14 protein-coding genes and 1 pseudogene are annotated in these 18,758 nt (G+C 41.2%); 10 read left to right on the forward strand and 5 right to left on the reverse strand.

What is annotated here, in order from left to right:
• Positions 1-726, reverse strand: a complete 726-nt coding sequence (locus tag EEJ45_RS00505; RefSeq protein ID WP_124562823.1) for a CAP domain-containing protein — start codon at positions 724-726, stop codon at positions 1-3.
• A 162-nt stretch (positions 727-888) separates the two neighbouring features.
• Positions 889-1,689: a CAP domain-containing protein gene (locus EEJ45_RS00510; RefSeq protein WP_124562824.1), complete on the reverse strand. Its 801-nt coding sequence runs from the start codon at positions 1,687-1,689 to the stop codon at positions 889-891.
• A gap of 648 nt (positions 1,690-2,337) precedes the next feature.
• Here EEJ45_RS00510 and EEJ45_RS00515 point away from each other — a divergent pair.
• The 6 genes and pseudogenes from EEJ45_RS00515 (at position 2,338) to EEJ45_RS00540 (ending at position 11,365) form a co-directional block, all read left to right on the forward strand.
• A complete protein-coding gene (locus EEJ45_RS00515) occupies positions 2,338-3,267 on the forward strand; it encodes a YncE family protein (RefSeq protein WP_164464155.1) in 930 nt (309 codons plus the stop codon).
• Positions 3,264-3,923, forward strand: a complete 660-nt coding sequence (locus tag EEJ45_RS00520; RefSeq protein ID WP_124562826.1) for a response regulator transcription factor — start codon at positions 3,264-3,266, stop codon at positions 3,921-3,923. Before EEJ45_RS00515 ends, EEJ45_RS00520 begins: the two co-directional genes overlap by 4 nt.
• 1 nt (position 3,924) lies before the next feature.
• Positions 3,925-5,310: a sensor histidine kinase gene (locus EEJ45_RS00525; RefSeq protein ID WP_245999781.1), complete on the forward strand. Its 1,386-nt coding sequence runs from the start codon at positions 3,925-3,927 to the stop codon at positions 5,308-5,310.
• Between the two features lie 72 nt (positions 5,311-5,382).
• A pseudogene (locus EEJ45_RS00530) lies at positions 5,383-5,988 on the forward strand (FadR/GntR family transcriptional regulator); the annotation flags it as partial.
• 476 nt (positions 5,989-6,464) lie between these two features.
• Complete coding sequence (locus EEJ45_RS00535; RefSeq protein WP_124562828.1) at positions 6,465-7,256, forward strand: ankyrin repeat domain-containing protein; 792 nt, start codon at positions 6,465-6,467, stop codon at positions 7,254-7,256.
• A gap of 5 nt (positions 7,257-7,261) precedes the next feature.
• Positions 7,262-11,365, forward strand: a complete 4,104-nt coding sequence (locus tag EEJ45_RS00540) for a DUF5057 domain-containing protein (RefSeq protein ID WP_124562829.1) — start codon at positions 7,262-7,264, stop codon at positions 11,363-11,365.
• 18 nt (positions 11,366-11,383) lie between these two features.
• Here EEJ45_RS00540 and EEJ45_RS00545 read toward each other — a convergent pair whose 3' ends face one another.
• From EEJ45_RS00545 to EEJ45_RS00555, 3 genes are read right to left on the reverse strand one after another with little or no spacing between them, the layout of a single operon-like run.
• On the reverse strand, positions 11,384-13,108 hold the full coding sequence (locus EEJ45_RS00545; protein WP_124562830.1) for a hypothetical protein: 1,725 nt from the start codon (positions 13,106-13,108) through the stop codon (positions 11,384-11,386).
• A 9-nt stretch (positions 13,109-13,117) separates the two neighbouring features.
• A complete protein-coding gene (locus EEJ45_RS00550; RefSeq protein ID WP_124562831.1) occupies positions 13,118-13,741 on the reverse strand; it encodes a prepilin-type N-terminal cleavage/methylation domain-containing protein in 624 nt (207 codons plus the stop codon).
• The gene (locus tag EEJ45_RS00555) at positions 13,725-14,354 is read right to left on the reverse strand and encodes a type IV pilus modification PilV family protein (protein WP_124562832.1); all 630 of its coding nucleotides are present in this window, start codon (positions 14,352-14,354) and stop codon (positions 13,725-13,727) included. Before EEJ45_RS00555 ends, EEJ45_RS00550 begins: the two co-directional genes overlap by 17 nt.
• A 186-nt stretch (positions 14,355-14,540) precedes the next feature.
• Between EEJ45_RS00555 and EEJ45_RS00560 the strand changes: the two genes are divergently transcribed.
• Genes EEJ45_RS00560 through EEJ45_RS00575 form a run of 4 tightly spaced genes read left to right on the forward strand, consistent with a single transcriptional unit; the run spans position 14,541 to position 18,758 of the window.
• Positions 14,541-14,822 (forward strand): hypothetical protein, encoded by a 282-nt coding sequence (locus EEJ45_RS00560; RefSeq protein ID WP_124562833.1) that lies wholly within the window; start codon positions 14,541-14,543, stop codon positions 14,820-14,822.
• Positions 14,819-16,057, forward strand: coding sequence for a VanW family protein (locus tag EEJ45_RS00565; protein ID WP_124562834.1), 1,239 nt, complete (start codon positions 14,819-14,821; stop codon positions 16,055-16,057). The genes EEJ45_RS00560 and EEJ45_RS00565 overlap by 4 nt, the downstream gene beginning before the upstream one ends.
• A 10-nt stretch (positions 16,058-16,067) precedes the next feature.
• Positions 16,068-17,720: a GspE/PulE family protein gene (locus tag EEJ45_RS00570; protein WP_124562835.1), complete on the forward strand. Its 1,653-nt coding sequence runs from the start codon at positions 16,068-16,070 to the stop codon at positions 17,718-17,720.
• Between the two features lie 6 nt (positions 17,721-17,726).
• Positions 17,727-18,758 carry a type IV pilus twitching motility protein PilT gene (locus tag EEJ45_RS00575; RefSeq protein ID WP_380017951.1) on the forward strand — a complete coding sequence of 344 codons (1,032 nt, stop codon included), beginning with the start codon at positions 17,727-17,729 and terminating at the stop codon, positions 18,756-18,758.

Raw genomic sequence — 18,758 nt, forward strand, 5'->3', positions numbered from 1 at the left:
TTATTTTGAAATAAACATTTGTACCCAGCAATTCGTACTGCTTGTATGGCCTACGCCAATATGTGTGTAGGATTGATTCATAATATTAGCACGGTGTCCTGGACTATTCATCCAGTCTGTCACAACTTGTTGCGCGGTGCGTTGTCCTTTGGCAATATTTTCACCGGCAGAGCGGTATGAAATGCCAAAAGAACGCATCATGTCAAATGGAGAACCGTAAGTTGGGCTTGTGTGTGAAAAGTAGCCTTTGGTTTCCATATCAACAGCCTTTGCACCTGCAACTTTAGACAACGCAGTGTCCATTTTTAAATCTGCTAAACCAACTTTACGACGTTCGATGTTTGTCAGCTCCACGACCTGCATCAAAGTACTATCGGATAAATTTGGTGTCGTTGTATTCGGTGTAGTTGTGTTTGGTACTGTAGGTGTTGGAACTGTTGGCGTTGTGACATTTTCCCCTGTGTTTGGGCGTGTGTAATTATAATTGTAGTTGTAGTAACGACTGTATCGTTCTCCTCGTATATAGCGGTTTATATCGCCATACGGGGAATAGGGTGTTGCAGAAATTGGACTTTTCGTAATATAGCCGTCACCTGTGTTCACGACTTTCTTGGTGGATGGCTTTTCCATTTCACGTTGCTCTTGACCGGTTTTCATGTCGGAATTACACCCAAACAATGTGAGCGAAAGAGCAAGTGCAGCAGTTCCTTTGATAATTCGATTCATGCTTTGTGGCCCCCTTATAAGAAAAGTCTTTTATAGTGTGGCACGAATTGCAAAAAGCATGTTTAGTAATAATTCACAGAAAAGATAAGATGTATGTATGAACCTGAGCAAAGGTGAAACAATAAAAAAGCCTTGCGCTACATGCGCAAGGCTCATCCATCATTATTTAGAAATGAACATTTGTGTCCAAACATTTTTGCCTTCCACGTAACCCACTCCAATATGTGTGTACGTGTTATTTAGAATGTTAGCGCGGTGTCCTGGGCTGTCCATCCAAGCTTTTACAACTTCTTCCGGTGTACGTTGTCCCATTGCGATGTTTTCACCTGCTGTGCGGTAAGAGATACCGAACTGCTTCATCATATCAAATGGAGATCCGTAAGTTGGGCTCGTATGTGAGAAGTAATTTTTATTGTACATATCTTGAGATTTTGCTTTTGCTACTTTGCTTAGCGCTGTATCTGCTTTTAATGCTGGTAGACCATTTTTCGCACGCTCTACGTTTGTTAATTCCACAACACGTTGCTCATACTGACTAAGTCCAGTCGCAGGAGCTGGAGCCGGCTCAGGTTTTGGTGCTGGAGCTGGCTGCGGTGCTGGCTGTGGCTTTGGAGCCGGCGCCGGTGTAGGCTCAGGTTTTGGTGCTGGAGCTGGCTGCGGTGCTGGTTGCGGCGTAGGAGCCGGTGCTGGCGCAGGGTTTGGTGTCGGCTGCGCTGGCGCAGGTTGTCCTACTGTAAAGCAATCAACAGGCTTTATTTCTTTCCAAGTAAATGACTTATTTAAAAATGATGTAAAGAAATTTTGTAATTCTTGTTGATTCATAGGTTGATATAAAAACGCGAATGGTGATGCGTAAGTAACCTTAGTTGTTTGTTGTGCTGTTTCCGCTTTTGCTGCGTTACCTCCAGCATCAAATGTGAAAGCAGTTGCTGCTGCTACTGATAATAAAAGTGTTTTTTTCATGTTAGTACCTCCTGAATTGATTTCATTTATAAATAGAAACGAAATGGCTTCGGTGTGGTTGTTTATCATGTCAGCTTGTGGTGTTGCCGTCTGACACATTCATAGTAACATAGTTTTTGAGAGAGAAAAGACGGGATATTTTTCCTGTTACTCATTTTTTCTATAATTTTCCTGATAAATAATATAAAAACGGTTTTCATATCGTTCGCAACAACAGAAAGCACAAGTAATTGGAATATACATATGCACGATATGCATCATGTGAAAATTGGCTATAAATTCCTAATAAAAATTTTAAAATTGCTGTATATCAACGATTTAGAGAAGATATAAAGGATAAATATGGGTGTTTTTTAACATTGTTGTAACATTGCTGATACATTTCGTTAATAAAAAACGCATCCTTATTACAAGGATGCATACTCGTATCAAAAGCTCGTGTTCGGTTATCTATATGGATTGCTTTTTAATAAGATGAGTCGATTGTCTCCCCAGCGTACTAGCTTTTTGGTTAAATCAGGAACAAGCAATGTATTCACCTCAGTTGTCATGCCATGTATCCTTATTATATAGTGTAAAATAAAAAGCGCGCGAGTTTTCACAGTTTACACACAATTTTTTGCTATGGTAAGAGCAGGGGGTGAAGAGGTGAAAAAATGGCTGTTGTTGATATGTTTGCTCGCAGGCTGTAGCGGAAATCATTTTGCGCCTGTGACACAAAGCAATCTATTAATTACTTCTAATATTAAAGAGGGAAGCATTAGTTTTATTGACCCCAAGGATGATAAGCTATTGACGACTTGGAAGATAAATAAAGCAATGATGGGAACACTTTTGCTACCGGACGGTGATACACTCCTTCTGTACGGCAAGCAATTAGACAGGGTATATACATATTCTCTTGCCAAAGGTCGTGAAATTGGTCAGTGGAATACAGGAGAAGGTATTGCAAATGCTGTTTTGATGGGAAGTGAAGTTGTATTTGCAAATCAGCATAATGACACAGTAGATGTGTACGCCTTGACTGGGAAAAAGACAGCAGAGATAGCTGTCGGACATCAACCACTTACGATGCTTGCAGATCAAAAGCTGTATGTTCTGAACTTTCAGGATACCAAAATGTCTGTTGTTGATATAGAAACACGCACCGTGACTGATACTCTCTCTATCCCGTTCTCTTCTGTCGGCGGAGGGATTGTGAAGGATGAGATTTGGATTGGTGGCCATGGCAATGGACAAGAAGTAAATGAAAGCATTCATATTTATAATACAAAAGGAATGAAGCGCAGCATCGCAGCCCCAATGATGCCGATTGGATTTGCGGTGGATAAAGACTACGTATATGTGTTGAGCCATGGTTCAGCTACATTACGGAAAATCAATCGAGATACCTATCAAGAGGAAGGTAGTGTACAGGTAGGATCCAATCCGTTTGCCGTTACGCTTACAAACGGCCGCATTTATGTGGCAAGCTATGATAGCGATGAAGTGTATGTTGTCGACCCTAAGCGTATGCAGCTTACTGATAGCATTAGAGTTGGGAAAGGACCGTTTCATTTCACGGAGGGAAAAGGATGAAACATATACTAATAGTAGATGATGAGCATGATATGAGACAACTTGTTGGTATGTATTTGACAAATGCGGGCTATACATGGTCAGAAGCAGAAGATGGAGAAACGGCGCTGACAAAATTGCAGCAGGATTCGTTCGACTTGCTGATTTTAGATATGATGATGCCAAAGATGGACGGGATAGCGCTTTGTAATGAAGTTCGAAAAACATCTGATGTACCGATTATTTTTTTAACCGCAAAGGGTGAAGAGTGGAACCGAGTAACAGGTCTTCGCATGGGTGCGGATGACTATATTGTGAAGCCATTTAGCCCAGGTGAGCTAATCGCACGTCTTGAAGCAGTGCTGCGCCGCTATGTAAAGCGTGATACGCCAAATCAACAATGGGGACCGATCACCATTGATCAAAAAGGAAGACGTGTTTTGGTAAACGGAGAAGAAGTATCTCTCACTGTCAAAGAGTTTGATTTATTACTGTTTTTGTGTGAGCATAAAGGACAAGTTTTCAGTCGTGAGCAGCTGCTTGAAAAGGTATGGGGCTATGATTATGCAGGTAGTACGCGCACAGTAGATACGCATGTAAAAACCATCCGTTTAAAATTTGGTGATGTAGATTGTATTCATACTGTATGGGGCGTGGGTTATAAATTCGAGGTGTAATATGAAACGAACGATGGTACAAAAACTGTGGCTGACCATTAGTGCTGTGGCAGTCATTACGGCTTCATTTTTATATGTTGTTTCGCTCTATTCGTATGAAAAGCTGTATGTACAGAATGTGGAAGAGATGATGGTAGCAGAAGGAAAGCGTTTGGCGTCACGTTATGATGCCAAAAAGGGCAGTGCTCACTTTTCGCAGCAGGTGGCGGATTTTGATGCTCTGTCTGAAAGTAATATCATGTTTGTAGATAATCCACGTGATTTAAGTGCATGCTTGCCCTTTGAAATTCAATACAACCCCATTGTAAGTGAAGACGATCGTCAGCACTTGCTACATGGTGACACCATTACGAAGTCCGGCTATGAGCCGCGCTTTGATAGGAATATTACCGGAACGGTCATTCCAGTTTTGGATGAAAAGCGCCTGGTTGGTATTTTGTATGTGTATATCCCACTCAAGAGTGTAAAAGACCTCATTGTGGATCTCGGATGGATCTTAGCACCATTATCCATTCTTCTTATTGTGACTGCGGCGTGGATTGGTCGTAAGATTGTCCTTGCTGTTACAAAACCGCTTCTGCAAATGGAGCGCATTTCGTATAAAATGTCCGGTGGTGATTTTTCGCAGCGCATCGAAATTACATCTAGTGATGAAGTAGGGAAGCTTGCTTCAGCCTTTAATAGTATGGCGTCAGCACTTGAACGGGAAGACTTACATCGAAAAGAATTTCTAGCAAATATTTCGCATGAGCTGCGCACACCGCTCAGTTACATAAAGGGATACAGTGAAGCCATTCTTGATGGGGTTGCGAAAGAAGACCCAAATAAATATATTGGTTTAATTCATCGGGAAGCCGGACGAATGGAGCGGCTTGTTCATGATTTACTTGATCTCGCGCGTTTAGAAGGAGAGTTATTTCCGCTGCAAAAGCAACCGACTGTCTTTGCACAACTGATTGAAGATGAATTAGCACTATATGAACCGCAAATACAGGAGAAGGGCTTGCGCCTTGTGCAGCAGCTGGATCCAGATGTGATTGCCGATCTTGACGAAGACCGAATCCGTCAGGTCATTCATAACTTGATGGACAATGCCTTGCGCTATACAGAGCAAGGTGAAATCAAAGTATGTCTGACACAAAACAAAGAGAAGTGCATGCTTATGATTTGTGATTCAGGGATTGGCATTGCCCCTGAGCATGTAAACCAGCTTGGAGAAAGGTTTTATCGCGTTGATAAGGCACGTTCCCGTCAAAGCGGCGGTACAGGACTAGGGTTAGCAATTGTAAAACAGATTGTCGAAATCCACGGTGGAACTATTCAAATAGAGAGTGAGCAAGGAGTCGGTACGAGCATTATTCTTGAATTCCCAGTGATAAGTATTTGAGCTTACAAGCATTTCATACGACAATATGGCTATAGATGATAGTAGGATGGTATTTTTCTGACATATAAGTCGATGCGACCTAAGAAAATATATGAAGAAGTTACCGAGACTCTGCTTGGTATGATTAAGGACGGTACCTTAAAGCCTGATGATCAGCTCTTGCCAGTTCATCAGCTTGCGGAGCAATTTCAAGTGGGGCGCTTTGCCGTGCGTGAAGCACTGACGGCATTGCGGGCAATGGGTCTAATTGAAATGCGGCAAGGTGAGGGGACATATGTAAAGAGCTTTGAAGCATCCGCTGTCACATCTCCTTTACATACAACAGTATTGATAAAGCATGAAGATGTGGCCGATTTGTTTGAGGTACGGAAGGTGCTGGAGGTTGGAGCTGTGCAAGCAGCAGCGCAAAGACGCACCGAACAAGATTTAGCAGATATGCAATACTGGCTTGGAAAAATGCGCAGTGACGAATCGGAAACAACTGATTTCCGATTCCACATGGCTATTGCAAAAGCAGCGCACAATACCATTTTGCTGGAGCTTATGAATCATGTTTCTGGCATGATTGCTGATACAATCGGCGAAACGCGTCGCCTTGTATTGTATGGAGAGCAAACAACAACAGAGAAGTTGGCCGAGGAGCATGAAGCCATCTATCATACTGTTGCAAAGCAAGATGGAAATATTTAATCGTATAAAAAGCTTTGTGCGACGCGCAAAGCTTTTTACTGTTTCTTAATTAAAACAGTTATAACCACAAGAAAGCATCAACACGATTTCTTACAGCATGAGCACAGGATCTCGTAAGGTGTACTAAGGATGATTGCTGTTATAAATCGTCCATGATTCTTTCTGATCTATATAAGTCTACATGATTTTTTCGACATAGAAACAGCAAGAAAATCACAGCGCTAAAACGCCTCGCTACGTGTATATGTTCTTACTTGACACGCGTATCTTTTAGGCACTGACCGCAACCACACATTGCCCGTTTTTCTTTCCCACCCAAAAAAGAATGTCGTTTTTCTATGTATATATTCTTATTGAATTTTATAGAAAAATAAAAGACAATAAATAAAAACTCACTTATAATAATATTGCGATAATACTAGTTTTTGTAATTGAGGTGTAACGTGATTAGGAAAATAATCATTATGGCGGCAATAATAGGTTTAGTGGGATGCGCTGCTCCCAAAAAGCAACAGGCATTAGAAGCAGCAATCGAAGTAGGTGATTTAAGAAAAGTAAAGCAAATCGCGAATACAACGTCAAAAGAAAAACATACTGGCATGTTGTTCGCAGCAAAGCACGGATACGAGGAGATTGTCCTTTATTTCTTACAAGAGGGGGCAAATGTAAAGGCAAAGGATAAAGAAGGGAAAATGATTACACATTACGCCGCACTACATGGTGATGTTTCTATTTTACAAGCCGCTAAAAATAGTTTAAATGAACCAGATCAGCAAGGAAGAACACCGTTGTTTTATAGTGTGATAGAAACGAGTGAGGTATATGAAAAAGAGCGTGTACTCTCGTGGTTATTAGAAAACGGGGCGCATGTAAATCACGCTGATCGAGCAGGATGGACACCGCTTCATGAAGCGGTTTATATAAATAAACTGAATTATGTGCAACAAATGGTGCAAGCGGGAGCAGATGTAAATATAGCAACAAAGCAAGGCGTAACACCGTTGATGACAGCAGTTCGTCAAAGGAATATTGAAGTTGCCACGCTGTTGCTTGAACACGGCGCGGATGCGCGTGCAACTGATGAAGCTGGCTACAGTGCGCTGTTTTACGGGGTGGCACAGGGAGATGAGGAGTTAGTGACACTCCTGCTGCCGAGAAGTGATATAACGCAAGTGACAAAAAAGGGTGAAATGCTGTTAGACATTGCCATTCAATCTGGCAATGAACGTATTGTTTCTCTAGTAAAGGGGAAGTGAGATCAATGAGAAGATGGATAGCATTCGTAACAATTCTAATTTTATTACTGACGACTATACCGTTTGCAGGTGTGAACGCACAGGAAAAGCCAAAGTTTAAAGTGTTAGAAATTACAGACAGTGGCGTGAATTCTATTGCTAATTCACTTGGCAATGCAGTAGAAGTTACTAGCATCCCAATGAAGCGCTTTGTGGCTATGCGAGATGAACTTGATGGGAAATATGATGCCATTTATATTGCCAAGGGAAAAGAAAATCCATACTCAACGGCATTTCCAACACTAGATCCAAATCCGACTGCGGCAATTAGCCAGTTGACTAACACAAAGCGTGCAGATACATATAATACAACAAATGTTATGAATGATATAACGTTATTAAAATTTAGTGAAATTGAACGCTATTATATTAATCGTAAGCTCCCGGTTCTTGTCGATCCTTCGGTACTGAAGCAACAGCCGAATACGCAACAAGTACAAGGGAAGGAGCACGTACTGAAAACAAAGTTCGGTTCGATGCAACAAAGTGTGCAGTTTGTAGAGCCGCAGGCTGCGGTTACTATGCTACGAAAACTTGCCGAATCTTCGATGCGACCGCGTCTGACCCCGCTAAATGACACATATATTACAAACTATAAAAATAAATATAATCCTGGTGATACTGTCAATTTTTCTTTTAAGATGCCGGTTGGCAATCCCGATGTTACACAGGCGAATTTTTATATAGATTTAAATTTTAATAACAAGTTTGAAGCGTCAGAACGCGTCTATACAAATAACGTAAAGGTGATGCAAAAAACAGACTACTATTCCTTCTCTTATCAGTTGCCCTCTGGTTATGCGGGGATTAGACGTTGGAAATTGGAACTGGTCGATAATCGCGAGTTAAAAGATTATAGTACGGGTGTATTTTATGTGAACGGTAGAACGATAGACATCAATGTACTACAGGTTTTGAGTGGTAATTCTATGACGGACGGCAGTTTGCTGGAAATTTTAAAAGCGCACTTGGATGGCGATACCATTCGTGGTGATGGCTACAATATTAAACTGAATGTCGTAACTATGAACCAGTTTATTTCGCCTACATGTACGCAAAATTGCTATAAAACCATTAATAATGGTACATATAATATGTTGATTTTTGGTTTAAAAGATGAGTATGGTTCAGCAAAGCTTGCGGCTGATTTGAATCGCTATCCAGCATCCGACAGCACGCCTGTAGGGGCTGTCAAACGCTTTATTGAGAGTGGTCAAAGCGTATTTATGACACATGATACGCTCAGAAGAGACCGCGGCGGTATAGATAGCGTAGGTAAAAGTAATAATGATGTCTTGCGTGACACCAATAGCTGGTTTGTGAATTTTTTACCGTACTCGGGACAAATGTACCCAACTGGTATTTTAGCTGATTATGAGAGTAAGACCATAGAACAAAAGCTATTAACTCCCGGTAAATATTATTTGGAAACAAACTTAGGACGAGGCGGTCAAGGGGTAATCGGAAGTGTTACAAATACACAGCGTGTAAACGAGGGGATGATTACACAATTTCCGCATCAATTAAAAGGAAATGTAAATGTCGCTTCTACACATGCGCAATATTTCGCGTTAGATTTGGAAGACCCCGCCGTTATGCCTTGGTATAATCTCAATCATAGTAAACTAGATAATAGCGATAGCTATAATCATTATTATATTTATTCTCGCAACAACATTACGTATACAGGTGCTGGTCATACATCAAATACGTTAACGCCAGATGAGCAATTGTTATTTATTAATACTATGTACACAGCGTTTGCAGGTGCAAATCATGCGCCGCTTATTACAGTACATAGTCCAAAAACGGGAACCGTTGTACCAAGCAATCAAAAGCAGCAGCTTTCATTTACTGTAGAAGATTTAGATGCAAAAGATCGCCTCGTCAACGTGCGTATCTTTGTCAATGAGGAAGAAGTAGGTACAACACGACGCATTGTTAGCGGAACGACAGTAAGTGAAGAGGTCGACCTAAAGAGACCGGACGGTGGACAAGCGACGATTCGTATTGAAGCAACAGACGATGCGAGTGCCAAACAAGTGGAAACCATTACATTACAGGTTGAAAAGACTGCGCCTGATTTAGAAGTGACAAGAATGTTCAGCAAAATGGGTATGGTAAAAGTAAATGAAGATACGATTAAAGTGGATTATACATTGCAGGCACAGAAGATTGCAGAGAGTGGTGTCAATGGACAAGAAGTAAAAGTAAGTGGATTGCGTCCATTTGCAATGCATCAAAGTATAGAGAAAAAGCTAGGACCACCAGGGACAAAGATGTCGTTTGATGATTTTATGAAGTCTACTAAACGGCTCAAGTTTACAGAATCGATTCCAAATGATGTGCAGGAAGGGTTAACAAAATCTGTAACAATAACCGAATTAAATAACAATCCAAATATCGCTGAGCTTATTGTATCGAGAAGTGAAAATAGAGATGAATATGAAGAGGAATTAATAGCATACGTAAATCGAACAAAGAATGCCACTTTGACAATCGCAATTGTAAGTAATTTAGGGAAACATCCAAACTTTGTAAAGTTTGCTCAATTTCAATTGCAACCTAGCAAATTAATCAAAGGTGAGATTGATGTTACATTTACAGGTATTGTGGATGATAATGTTTATGCATTAAACAATATCGTATATAGTGAAACCTTTCCCAAAGGCATAACTGTTGACGTCAGTTCATCAAGTATTTTGCAACAGCAGGTTAATAGCGACGGAACTACTACTGTAACGGGCTATATAGGAGATATCCTTTACAAGAGAGAGAAGCAGCTCTTTACAGCAGAAGAATTTCGCTTTTCTGTTTCCATGAAGGCTGTTGAGTCAGGAGATTTTACACTAAAGCAAGGAAACGTAACCTATATTAATGTGAGAGGAAAAGAAGAGAGAGCAGAGATAAAGCCACATGTTATTACAGCACGGCAACCATTAAAGGACATCAGGGTACCCGACAATATAGAGCTAAATATAGATAGCGTCCCGCAAAATGTTATTATCACGCAAACGCCAAAAGATGCGATTGTTGCTTCCTACCAATGGGAAGTGCAAAGTCCTATCGTAAAAGTTGATTCCATTACACATGAGATACTACCTATTCAGGTTGGCGAAACGAAGATTCGTGTAATCGCTACTGACATATTTGGAACGTCAATTACGAGCAACTGGATTACAGTTGTGGTAAAAAATCCAATTCGTGATATTCGCATGCCTGAGGAGATTACCTTACGAGTTGGCGAAACAAGGCCCCTCGGATTGGTAGTGATCCCAGAGAGTGCGATTGAAAAGTTGCAATGGACAAACAGTGCGGCCCACATTGCTTCTGTAAGCAGTGATGATTACAGTGTAACAGGGAGGGCTCCAGGGACAACGGTTATTACGGCGCGTGGTGAAGGTATGAATGGCGAAGTGATAGAAAAAGCTGTACGAGTAACCGTGCGTCCGTATCTTTCCGCTATTCGTGTCACGCCAAACGAGATAGAAGTGATAGAAGGGCAGACGCGCACGTTACAGCTCTCTGTACAAGTCGGTCCGGAAGATGCCGGAGATAAGGGTTTGTCATGGAGTTTGTCTAATCCGATTCATAGTGCCTTTATGCAAATAGAGGATGTGAATAGTGCAAATGAAGAAGAAACGACACAAGTTGTTTCACTTACTATAACAGGTAAGGTACCAACAAATTTGCCAATTCCTATTACTGTACGCGCACGCGATGGAGGTGGTGCGCAAACGACTGTTTATGTAATGGTAAAATCCTCATTTGTACCGCTAGAAGATTTATATTTTTCACCGGATCGCTTGATTATCTCGGTGGGAGAAACACGTGATTTACGAAATATGCTTCAATTTGTACCTGCAAATGCAACGAACAAGCGTATTGAAAGCTGGCATACAAGCAATCCACAGGCTGTTATTGTCAGCGGCGGTGTCATTGTAGGAAAAGTACCTGGTACTTCGGTTATCACAGCTGTATCGCAAGGAAAAGCAAAAACAGTGACAGTCACTGTTCAGGAGCAAGGTAGTATTTTACCAAATCCGGATTTGCCGTTATTGCGTTGGTAAGTGAAAAAGGCTTCCTCATCATGGTGAGGAAGCCTTTTTGCCAGGTGTAATCGTATAGTCTTCAACAAGCACTTGCAGTTGACTGACGTGGGGTAGCGCGTCCAGTTGCTGCAAAATGACGGATTTATCGTATTCAACAACAAAGCGAGAGGGTTTGTTTTCTTGTAGGCTTCTTGAAAGCAATGGCAACTGAACAATTTGATTCACAATGCCGCCAAGAGAAGAAAAGGTATCTTGGCGGATTGCATTAATCGTGAGCTCTTGCTTGGCGAACAGACCACCGTGAATTTTGAATAAAGAGCCGACGCCGTAAAGTTCCGCAGATGTGTCTGTATAGAAGAATGCTTCAAGCGGCTCCACGGCATCGCTTGTTCTTTGAAACTCGTTGATACGGCTGATGAGTAAATCATCCTGACTAAATGCTACAAGCTTACCTTCTTCAGTACCTGTAATATCTGTACTATAAATAGTAGTCTTACCGGTTGTATAAATGGTGGAGTTAAAGACAATTTTATCTTTTTCGTCACCTACATCCAATGCGTTACCACGAATAGTAAGGTTACCAAGTACAAGCAAGTTTCCTTCTATTGTGATGGGAGTTTTATTGCTGTACAGTTCTAAGTCACCTTGTACAATAAGCCATTGTTTTCGTGCGAGTTTCACATCGTTGGCAATCAAAAAGGGCTCTGTACGGTTTGTTTTTAATAAAATCACGTTTTTGTCAGCTGCTAAAGCAGCGAAGTTAAAGGAACTAGCACTTTGATCTACGGTGTACACGCCAGGATGGTCCTGTAGTTGCTCTGCAATTGTTCTTGCGCGTTCAGGATGGCTATTGTCGGGAATGTCTTCCGGTTTTAATGATAAACCAACATTCATTGCATGTAATTTATCAGCAACGGTTTTCTTGAAATCAATTGAAATAAACGGATCATATGGTTTTCTTATAAGAGGTGGTGCACTTTTTTGATAAAAATAAGGTGCCAATGTTTCAGGCTTTTGTCTCGACAGCAGCTGTTTATTAAAAGAAACGTGGCTGTTGCCATCAAATTTGGTTACATCTTCGTAAATGTCCAGTTGCTTATCTACGAATAAATCTCCTTGAATAGCTGGATAGAGCGTGTCTCCTTTTTGAAACGGTAAGGCGCTTGTTAGATTGTTGCTCAATTGATTTACATAGCGAGCAACATTGGCAAGGCTTACTGTAGCACCGTATACATTTCCAATAATTTCAGAAGCGCCGTTTAAGTTCAAGGCGTCTTGTGAACCGATTGCATATTGTAAAAAGCTTGGGGTAGGTGAAAGTAACACATTCCGTTCAATTGTTTTAGTGATTGTTGGTTGTGCTGGGTTCTCATCATTTATGTAAATGAGAGAAAGGGTGTAATAACGAGCGAATATATTGTGAACATCGGCGCCAAAGACTTCAGTTGTATGATCGCGAATTGTTAATACCGCATCGTTTGTGTATTTCTGCTGTAATGTTTCTTCAATTTCTTGCAGTTTTATACGATATTCTGCTTTAGAAAGATTGTCGAGTGAAATAGCACGAACAGACTTTTTAAAATCACTGATTACCAGATTCATTTCCTCGATTGCACGTTGTGTAGTCACAACATCTTCTTTCCGAATTTCCGCACGTTTGGCACCAGAGATGGTCAGAGAGAAGATTGTTAAGCCAGCTGTGACAAACACAAGGCTAATTAATAATACAAGAATAAGGGTAGAACCGCGTTCGTTAATCATAACTCCTCCTTAAAAACCAATCTCACTTTTGACATTCAGAGGCTGAATGCGCTCGTTTGCAGCTTTAAAAATAAATTGCAGCTCAACGATGCCGTTGCTGCACATCGTGACGGGCTCTACTTTGTTTTGTACGTAAGTAAAGACGGTGCTTTTACTCGTGCAAAGCATATTGAATTGAGAATCGGCACCTAGTTGAATATCTGTATCAGTGCCAAATGTAACATGTTTTAATACTTTTCCTTCTGCGTCCATTTTCTCAAACACCACTTCTCCATCAGCAATAAAAAGTTGTGCAGAAGGAATGGTATTATTTGTATATACATAGTGCAGGTCATCGTTTTGCAATATAGGCATCTCACTTTTTCGCTGAAAGAATTGTAGACTTTGTTGATTTGCATCGTAGCGTACATCGTCGTAATCTGATGAATATAGCTCGTTCATAATCATTGTTACAACATAATCTGCTTCATCACGCAGACGGGCTTCGATATTAATACTTTCATAGGTACGTAAGCCAAGACTTAGCAAACCATACATAGAGCCACCTATTATGGAGATAATGGTTATAGTAGCCATGAGCTCAACTAGTGTAACACCGCGTTCGTTGCTGATTCTTTTAACGAATGGCTTCATGAGCAATACTCCCTTCTAGCAGTACCCCTTCTTTCGTATCTTTTTCCTGTAAATCTACGTAAACAAAAATACGAAGAGCATCTGTATTACCTAACTTTTGCGGATTAGATGCAGTCAACTGCTTTTGTATTGAGGTAAAAGTTGTATTCGGATGCACCGATTTCAAGTGCTGCATGACGGATTGAATTTGATCTTCTCCCCATTTTTGTGGCATTAAAAAGATTTGAATGTTTTTGTTGTTGTATAGGACATTATTAATAGTAGGAGCAAGTATTTTGCCGCAACTGGTTTCATCCGTGAATAGAGAAAGCTGAAATGTTTGTTCCGATAGCTGAATAGGAAATATTTGTTTGCATATGCTTGTGTTGTCTAATATGCCTGGTTTGGTGTTAAGAGTGAGTACATACCCTTTTAACAACTCATAGTCCTGCTTTTCCATGTAGTGAAGTGCTCCTCTTGCCAGATTTACTGCTACTGTTTTTGTTTGATTCTCTTTTGTAAACATGTAAGCTCTTGGAAATACAGCGAATAAACCAACAGTTACAATTGAGAAAATAGTGATGGATGTGAGTACTTCAATGAGTGTGAGGCCGTTTTCGGATTTTTTTTGCATTTCAATCTTTCCTCTTCTACATTACTAGTATAATATAATGCTATAATACAATGGTGTTATACAAAAATGAAATGAAAAAAAGATGAAATTACTTAAATCAATTCAAAGTACGCTGCTTTTACAAAGTTTTATTCATACATAAGCAGTTTGAGTTACTAAAATAACACTTTGAAAAGGAGTATGAAGATGGCATATGTATTTCCAACCTTATTGTCGTCTGTCTTGCTGTTTTTGATTTTATATGTGATTAAGTTTAATCTAACGACCCTAGGTCATGTGATTATATCATGTATAGCGTTTTGTGCTGTTATGCTTTTTCTTTTGCTGCAATACGTAATTCCTTTATGGCAAAGTATATTGTTTGTTGTCTTGTTTATCGGAAGTGCTGTTTATATCTTATATAAACAAGCAGGGCATTTTTTATTTAGGGAAGAAGAGTTGGAACACAAAAAGGGAGATTGGATATGAAGCGTTTTGCTCGTTTGGGAATTGTAGTAGGTATTTCGTGTATCTTTGTTTTTGTTGTCCAATTCGGCTTGCGCACTGCCATGATGAAATTGTTTGATACTACAGCACCTTTTCAAGAAGGAACATATATTGGCTCTGTGAATGTGAGCGGGATGGGACGTGAGCAGGCGCAGCAAAATGTACAAAAACAAGTGGATGCTTGGCTAGCTTCTTCAAACATACAAATTACATACCAGGAAGCGACAGTGTCAGTTCCGGCTACAGCTTTTGTATTTGATGTACCTGGTAGTATAGCGAGTGCTAAGCAAAAAATGCGTACGCCACTGATTGTCACTGTGGATAGCAAGCAGTTGATTGCTTCCTTACAGTTCAGTCAGGAAGTGGTGGCAGCGATCAATCAGGAAGTACTGCAAAAGGCGTTGCAACAAGCAAGCGCAAATCTTGCACGAGATAAAACGTTTGTTGCAACCGAATTTTTACAAAAAGAAAGTATACATCGAGTTGTAGCACAGAGTGAAATTAAAGCGATTGACAAGTATAGGGATGAACTGGGCTTATGGCTCACTGAGTACGAAACGCTTACGTTAGAGCCGGGACATGAGCTATCGCTGCAGGAACTTGTAAAGGAAAAGCTGTCTCTAACAGACAGTGCACTGAGTGTCATTGCCACGCTTATGAACGAGGCCGCTCTATCTACCAATTTAGAAGTGCGTAAGCGCAGCATCAGTCTGCAACTACCGGCGTATGCAGAAGCGGGAACAGAAGCGCGGATTGAAAAAGATAAAGCAGACTTTATTTTGTATAATCCCAATAAAACACCTTACACAATGCGGTTTCAGTTAACGAATAGCAGTATGAGCTTATCTATAGAAGGTTTGCCATTCGCTTATATATATATGCCTTATACAGAAAGGACGGATGTAGCCAAAACGAAAATCGTACAGGTGATGACACCTGCTAAGCATGATGCGGTAACGGCTCGCAGAGAGGGAAGCGACGGCTTATTTGTGAAAGTATACCGAGATGTATACCGAGACGGGGCATTTATTAAGCGTGAACAAGTTGCTGAGGATCGATACTTACCGGTGAGTCAAGTGAAACACGCGCTCGTAATGCCAAAATTGCCAAGCGAAACTACCTCACAAACAGCTGTAGTACCTACGCCACCAACTACAGAGGCGCCTGTAACGCCTCCAAATACAAGTGCATCGGTCGTGCCGGCACTATCGGAATAAGGAGAAAAATATGAAACGAGTTCGTATACGTCTTGGAGATTTATTAGTTGAACATGGATTGGTAACAGAGGAACAATTACAGCACACGCTGAGTACCAAGGAACCTGGACAAAAGCTTGGTGATGCGCTCTTGCAACGAGGGTATATTACGGAGCAGCAGTTAATTGAAGTGTTAGAATTTCAACTTGGTATTCCACATGTCAGCTTATATCGTTATCCGTTTGATGAAACTCTATTTTCTCTTATCTCGAAGGAAACAGCAAAACGGAATTTAGTAGTGCCGCTTAAAAAGCAAGGAGACAAGTTGTATGTGGCGATGGTTGATCCAATGGATTACTTTGTCATTAACGATTTGCGTCTTTCTACCGGTTTTCAAATTGAGCCATTGATTGCAATGAAAGATGATGTACTCCGAACAATCAGTCGCTATTACGATTTACAGGATTCGTTTGAACAGTGGGATTTTCAACAAGAAACGATACCAGAGGAAGATGTGCAAGAGGAAGATTCACCTGCCGTTGTCCTTGTAAATCAGATTATTCAGGGTGCTGTCCAGCAAAAGGCGAGCGATATTCATATTGATCCACAAGAGACGAAGGTGATAATACGTTATCGTGTTGACGGACGCCTTCATACAGAGCGCATGCTTCCCAAGCATATGCAAGGCATGCTGACAGCACGTATCAAAATTATGGCCAATATGGATATTACTGAGCATCGTATGCCCCAAGACGGACGGATTAAATTTAACTATGAATTTCATCAACTGGATTTGCGGGTTTCATCATTACCGACAATTTATGGAGAAAAGCTCGTTCTCCGTTTGCTGGATCTCGGAAATACACTAAACGATATTACCAAACTCGGCTTTCATCCAGTAAACTTAGAGCGCTTTTTACACTTTATTCAAAAGCCACACGGTATGGTGTTAATCACTGGTCCGACGGGAAGCGGAAAATCTTCGACATTATATGCTGCGTTAAATAAGTTAAATAGTGAAGAAGTAAACATTATTACAATTGAAGACCCTGTTGAGTATCAGCTTGAAGGTATTAATCAAATTCAGGTGAATGCAGGAACGGGTATGACCTTTGCGACTGGACTTCGCTCCATTCTTCGTCAAGATCCGAATGTCATCATGGTTGGGGAAATTCGTGACCGCGAAACGGCGGAAATTGCGATTCGTGCATCATTGACAGGTCACCTTGTTCTCAGCACACTTCATACGAACAGCGCCATTGGAACCATCACACGTCTTGTTGATATGGGGATTGAGCCATTTTTGCTTGCTTCCTCTTTATCTGGCGTTGTATCACAGCGTTTAATTCGGCGCGTGTGCCGTGATTGTCGCATGGAAACAGCGGCAACGCAACGAGAAAAGAACATTTTTGCGCAGTATGGCTTGCGAATTGAAACAGTTACGCGCGGTCGTGGTTGTCCTACTTGTGGTATGACGGGCTATAAAGGCCGCTTGGCTATTCATGAGCTTCTTGTTGTGGATGATGCAATTCGTACGGCAATGGCAAATAACGCAAGTTTTACAAAGTTACGAGAATTGGCGATTGACAATCAAACCATTTTCTTGCTAGAGGATGGTTTATTGAAAGTACAGCAGGGCTATACAACAACAGAAGAAGTGCTTCAAGTAGCCATGGAGCAATAGGAGGTTGTGATGAACAAACTGCATGAATTACTGTATAAAGCATGTCGGATGCGCGCCTCTGATCTTCATGTGGTAGCTAATCTGCCTCCATCACTTCGATTGTACGGCGAATTACACCGCATGCAAGAGGTCATAACAGAAACAGATGTGCATGAAATGATCGATAGCATCATCACAGCGGAGCAACGTGCGCGCTTGCTCGCGCAAGGAGAACTAGACTTTTCGTATGAATTGCCAGATGTGGCACGTTTTCGGTTGAATATTTTTCGGCAACGCGGCTCTGTATCAATGGCAATTAGAATCATTCCCTTGCATATTCCGCTACTTAGCGATCTGCAGCTACCGCCCGTTTTACAAACGCTGATCACAAGACCGCAGGGGCTCTTGCTTATAACAGGACCGACAGGAAGCGGTAAATCTACTACGCTTGCGGCACTAATTGATCATATCAATCGCACCGAGCGCAAGCATATTATAACGCTCGAAGACCCTATTGAGTATATGCATACACACCGGCAAAGTGTCATTCAGCAACGTGAAATTGGACAGGATACAAGCAGCTTTGCAATAGGGCTACGCGCGGCGCTCCGACAAGATCCGGATGTGATTTTAGTCGGAGAAATGCGTGATTTAGAAACAATTCGTACTGCTATTACAGCAGCGGAAACCGGTCATCTCGTTCTAGCGACGCTGCATACTTCAAGTGCGGCGGCAACAGTAGAGCGTATCATTGATGTATTTCCGGCTGAGCAACAAAATAAAATTCGCCTGCAATTAGCCAATATATTAGTGGCCTCTGTATCGCAGCGCTTGTTTCCGCGCATGGATGGACAAGGAAGACTAGCGGCAACAGAGATACTCATTAATAATACAGCTGTTGCTAACCTCATTCGCACAGGAAAAATGGAACAGTTGCCAAGTATTATGCAAACGAGCAAAGAACAAGGTATGCATTTGCTAGAAGCAAGCGTAAAAGAGTATATGGCACGAGGACTAATTTCATATGAAGCCGCCAAGTTATTTATAGAGGGGGTGTAA

The organism is Ectobacillus antri, from assembly GCF_003852715.1.
GTDB classification, from domain to species: Bacteria; Bacillota; Bacilli; order Bacillales; family Bacillaceae_G; genus Ectobacillus; species Ectobacillus antri.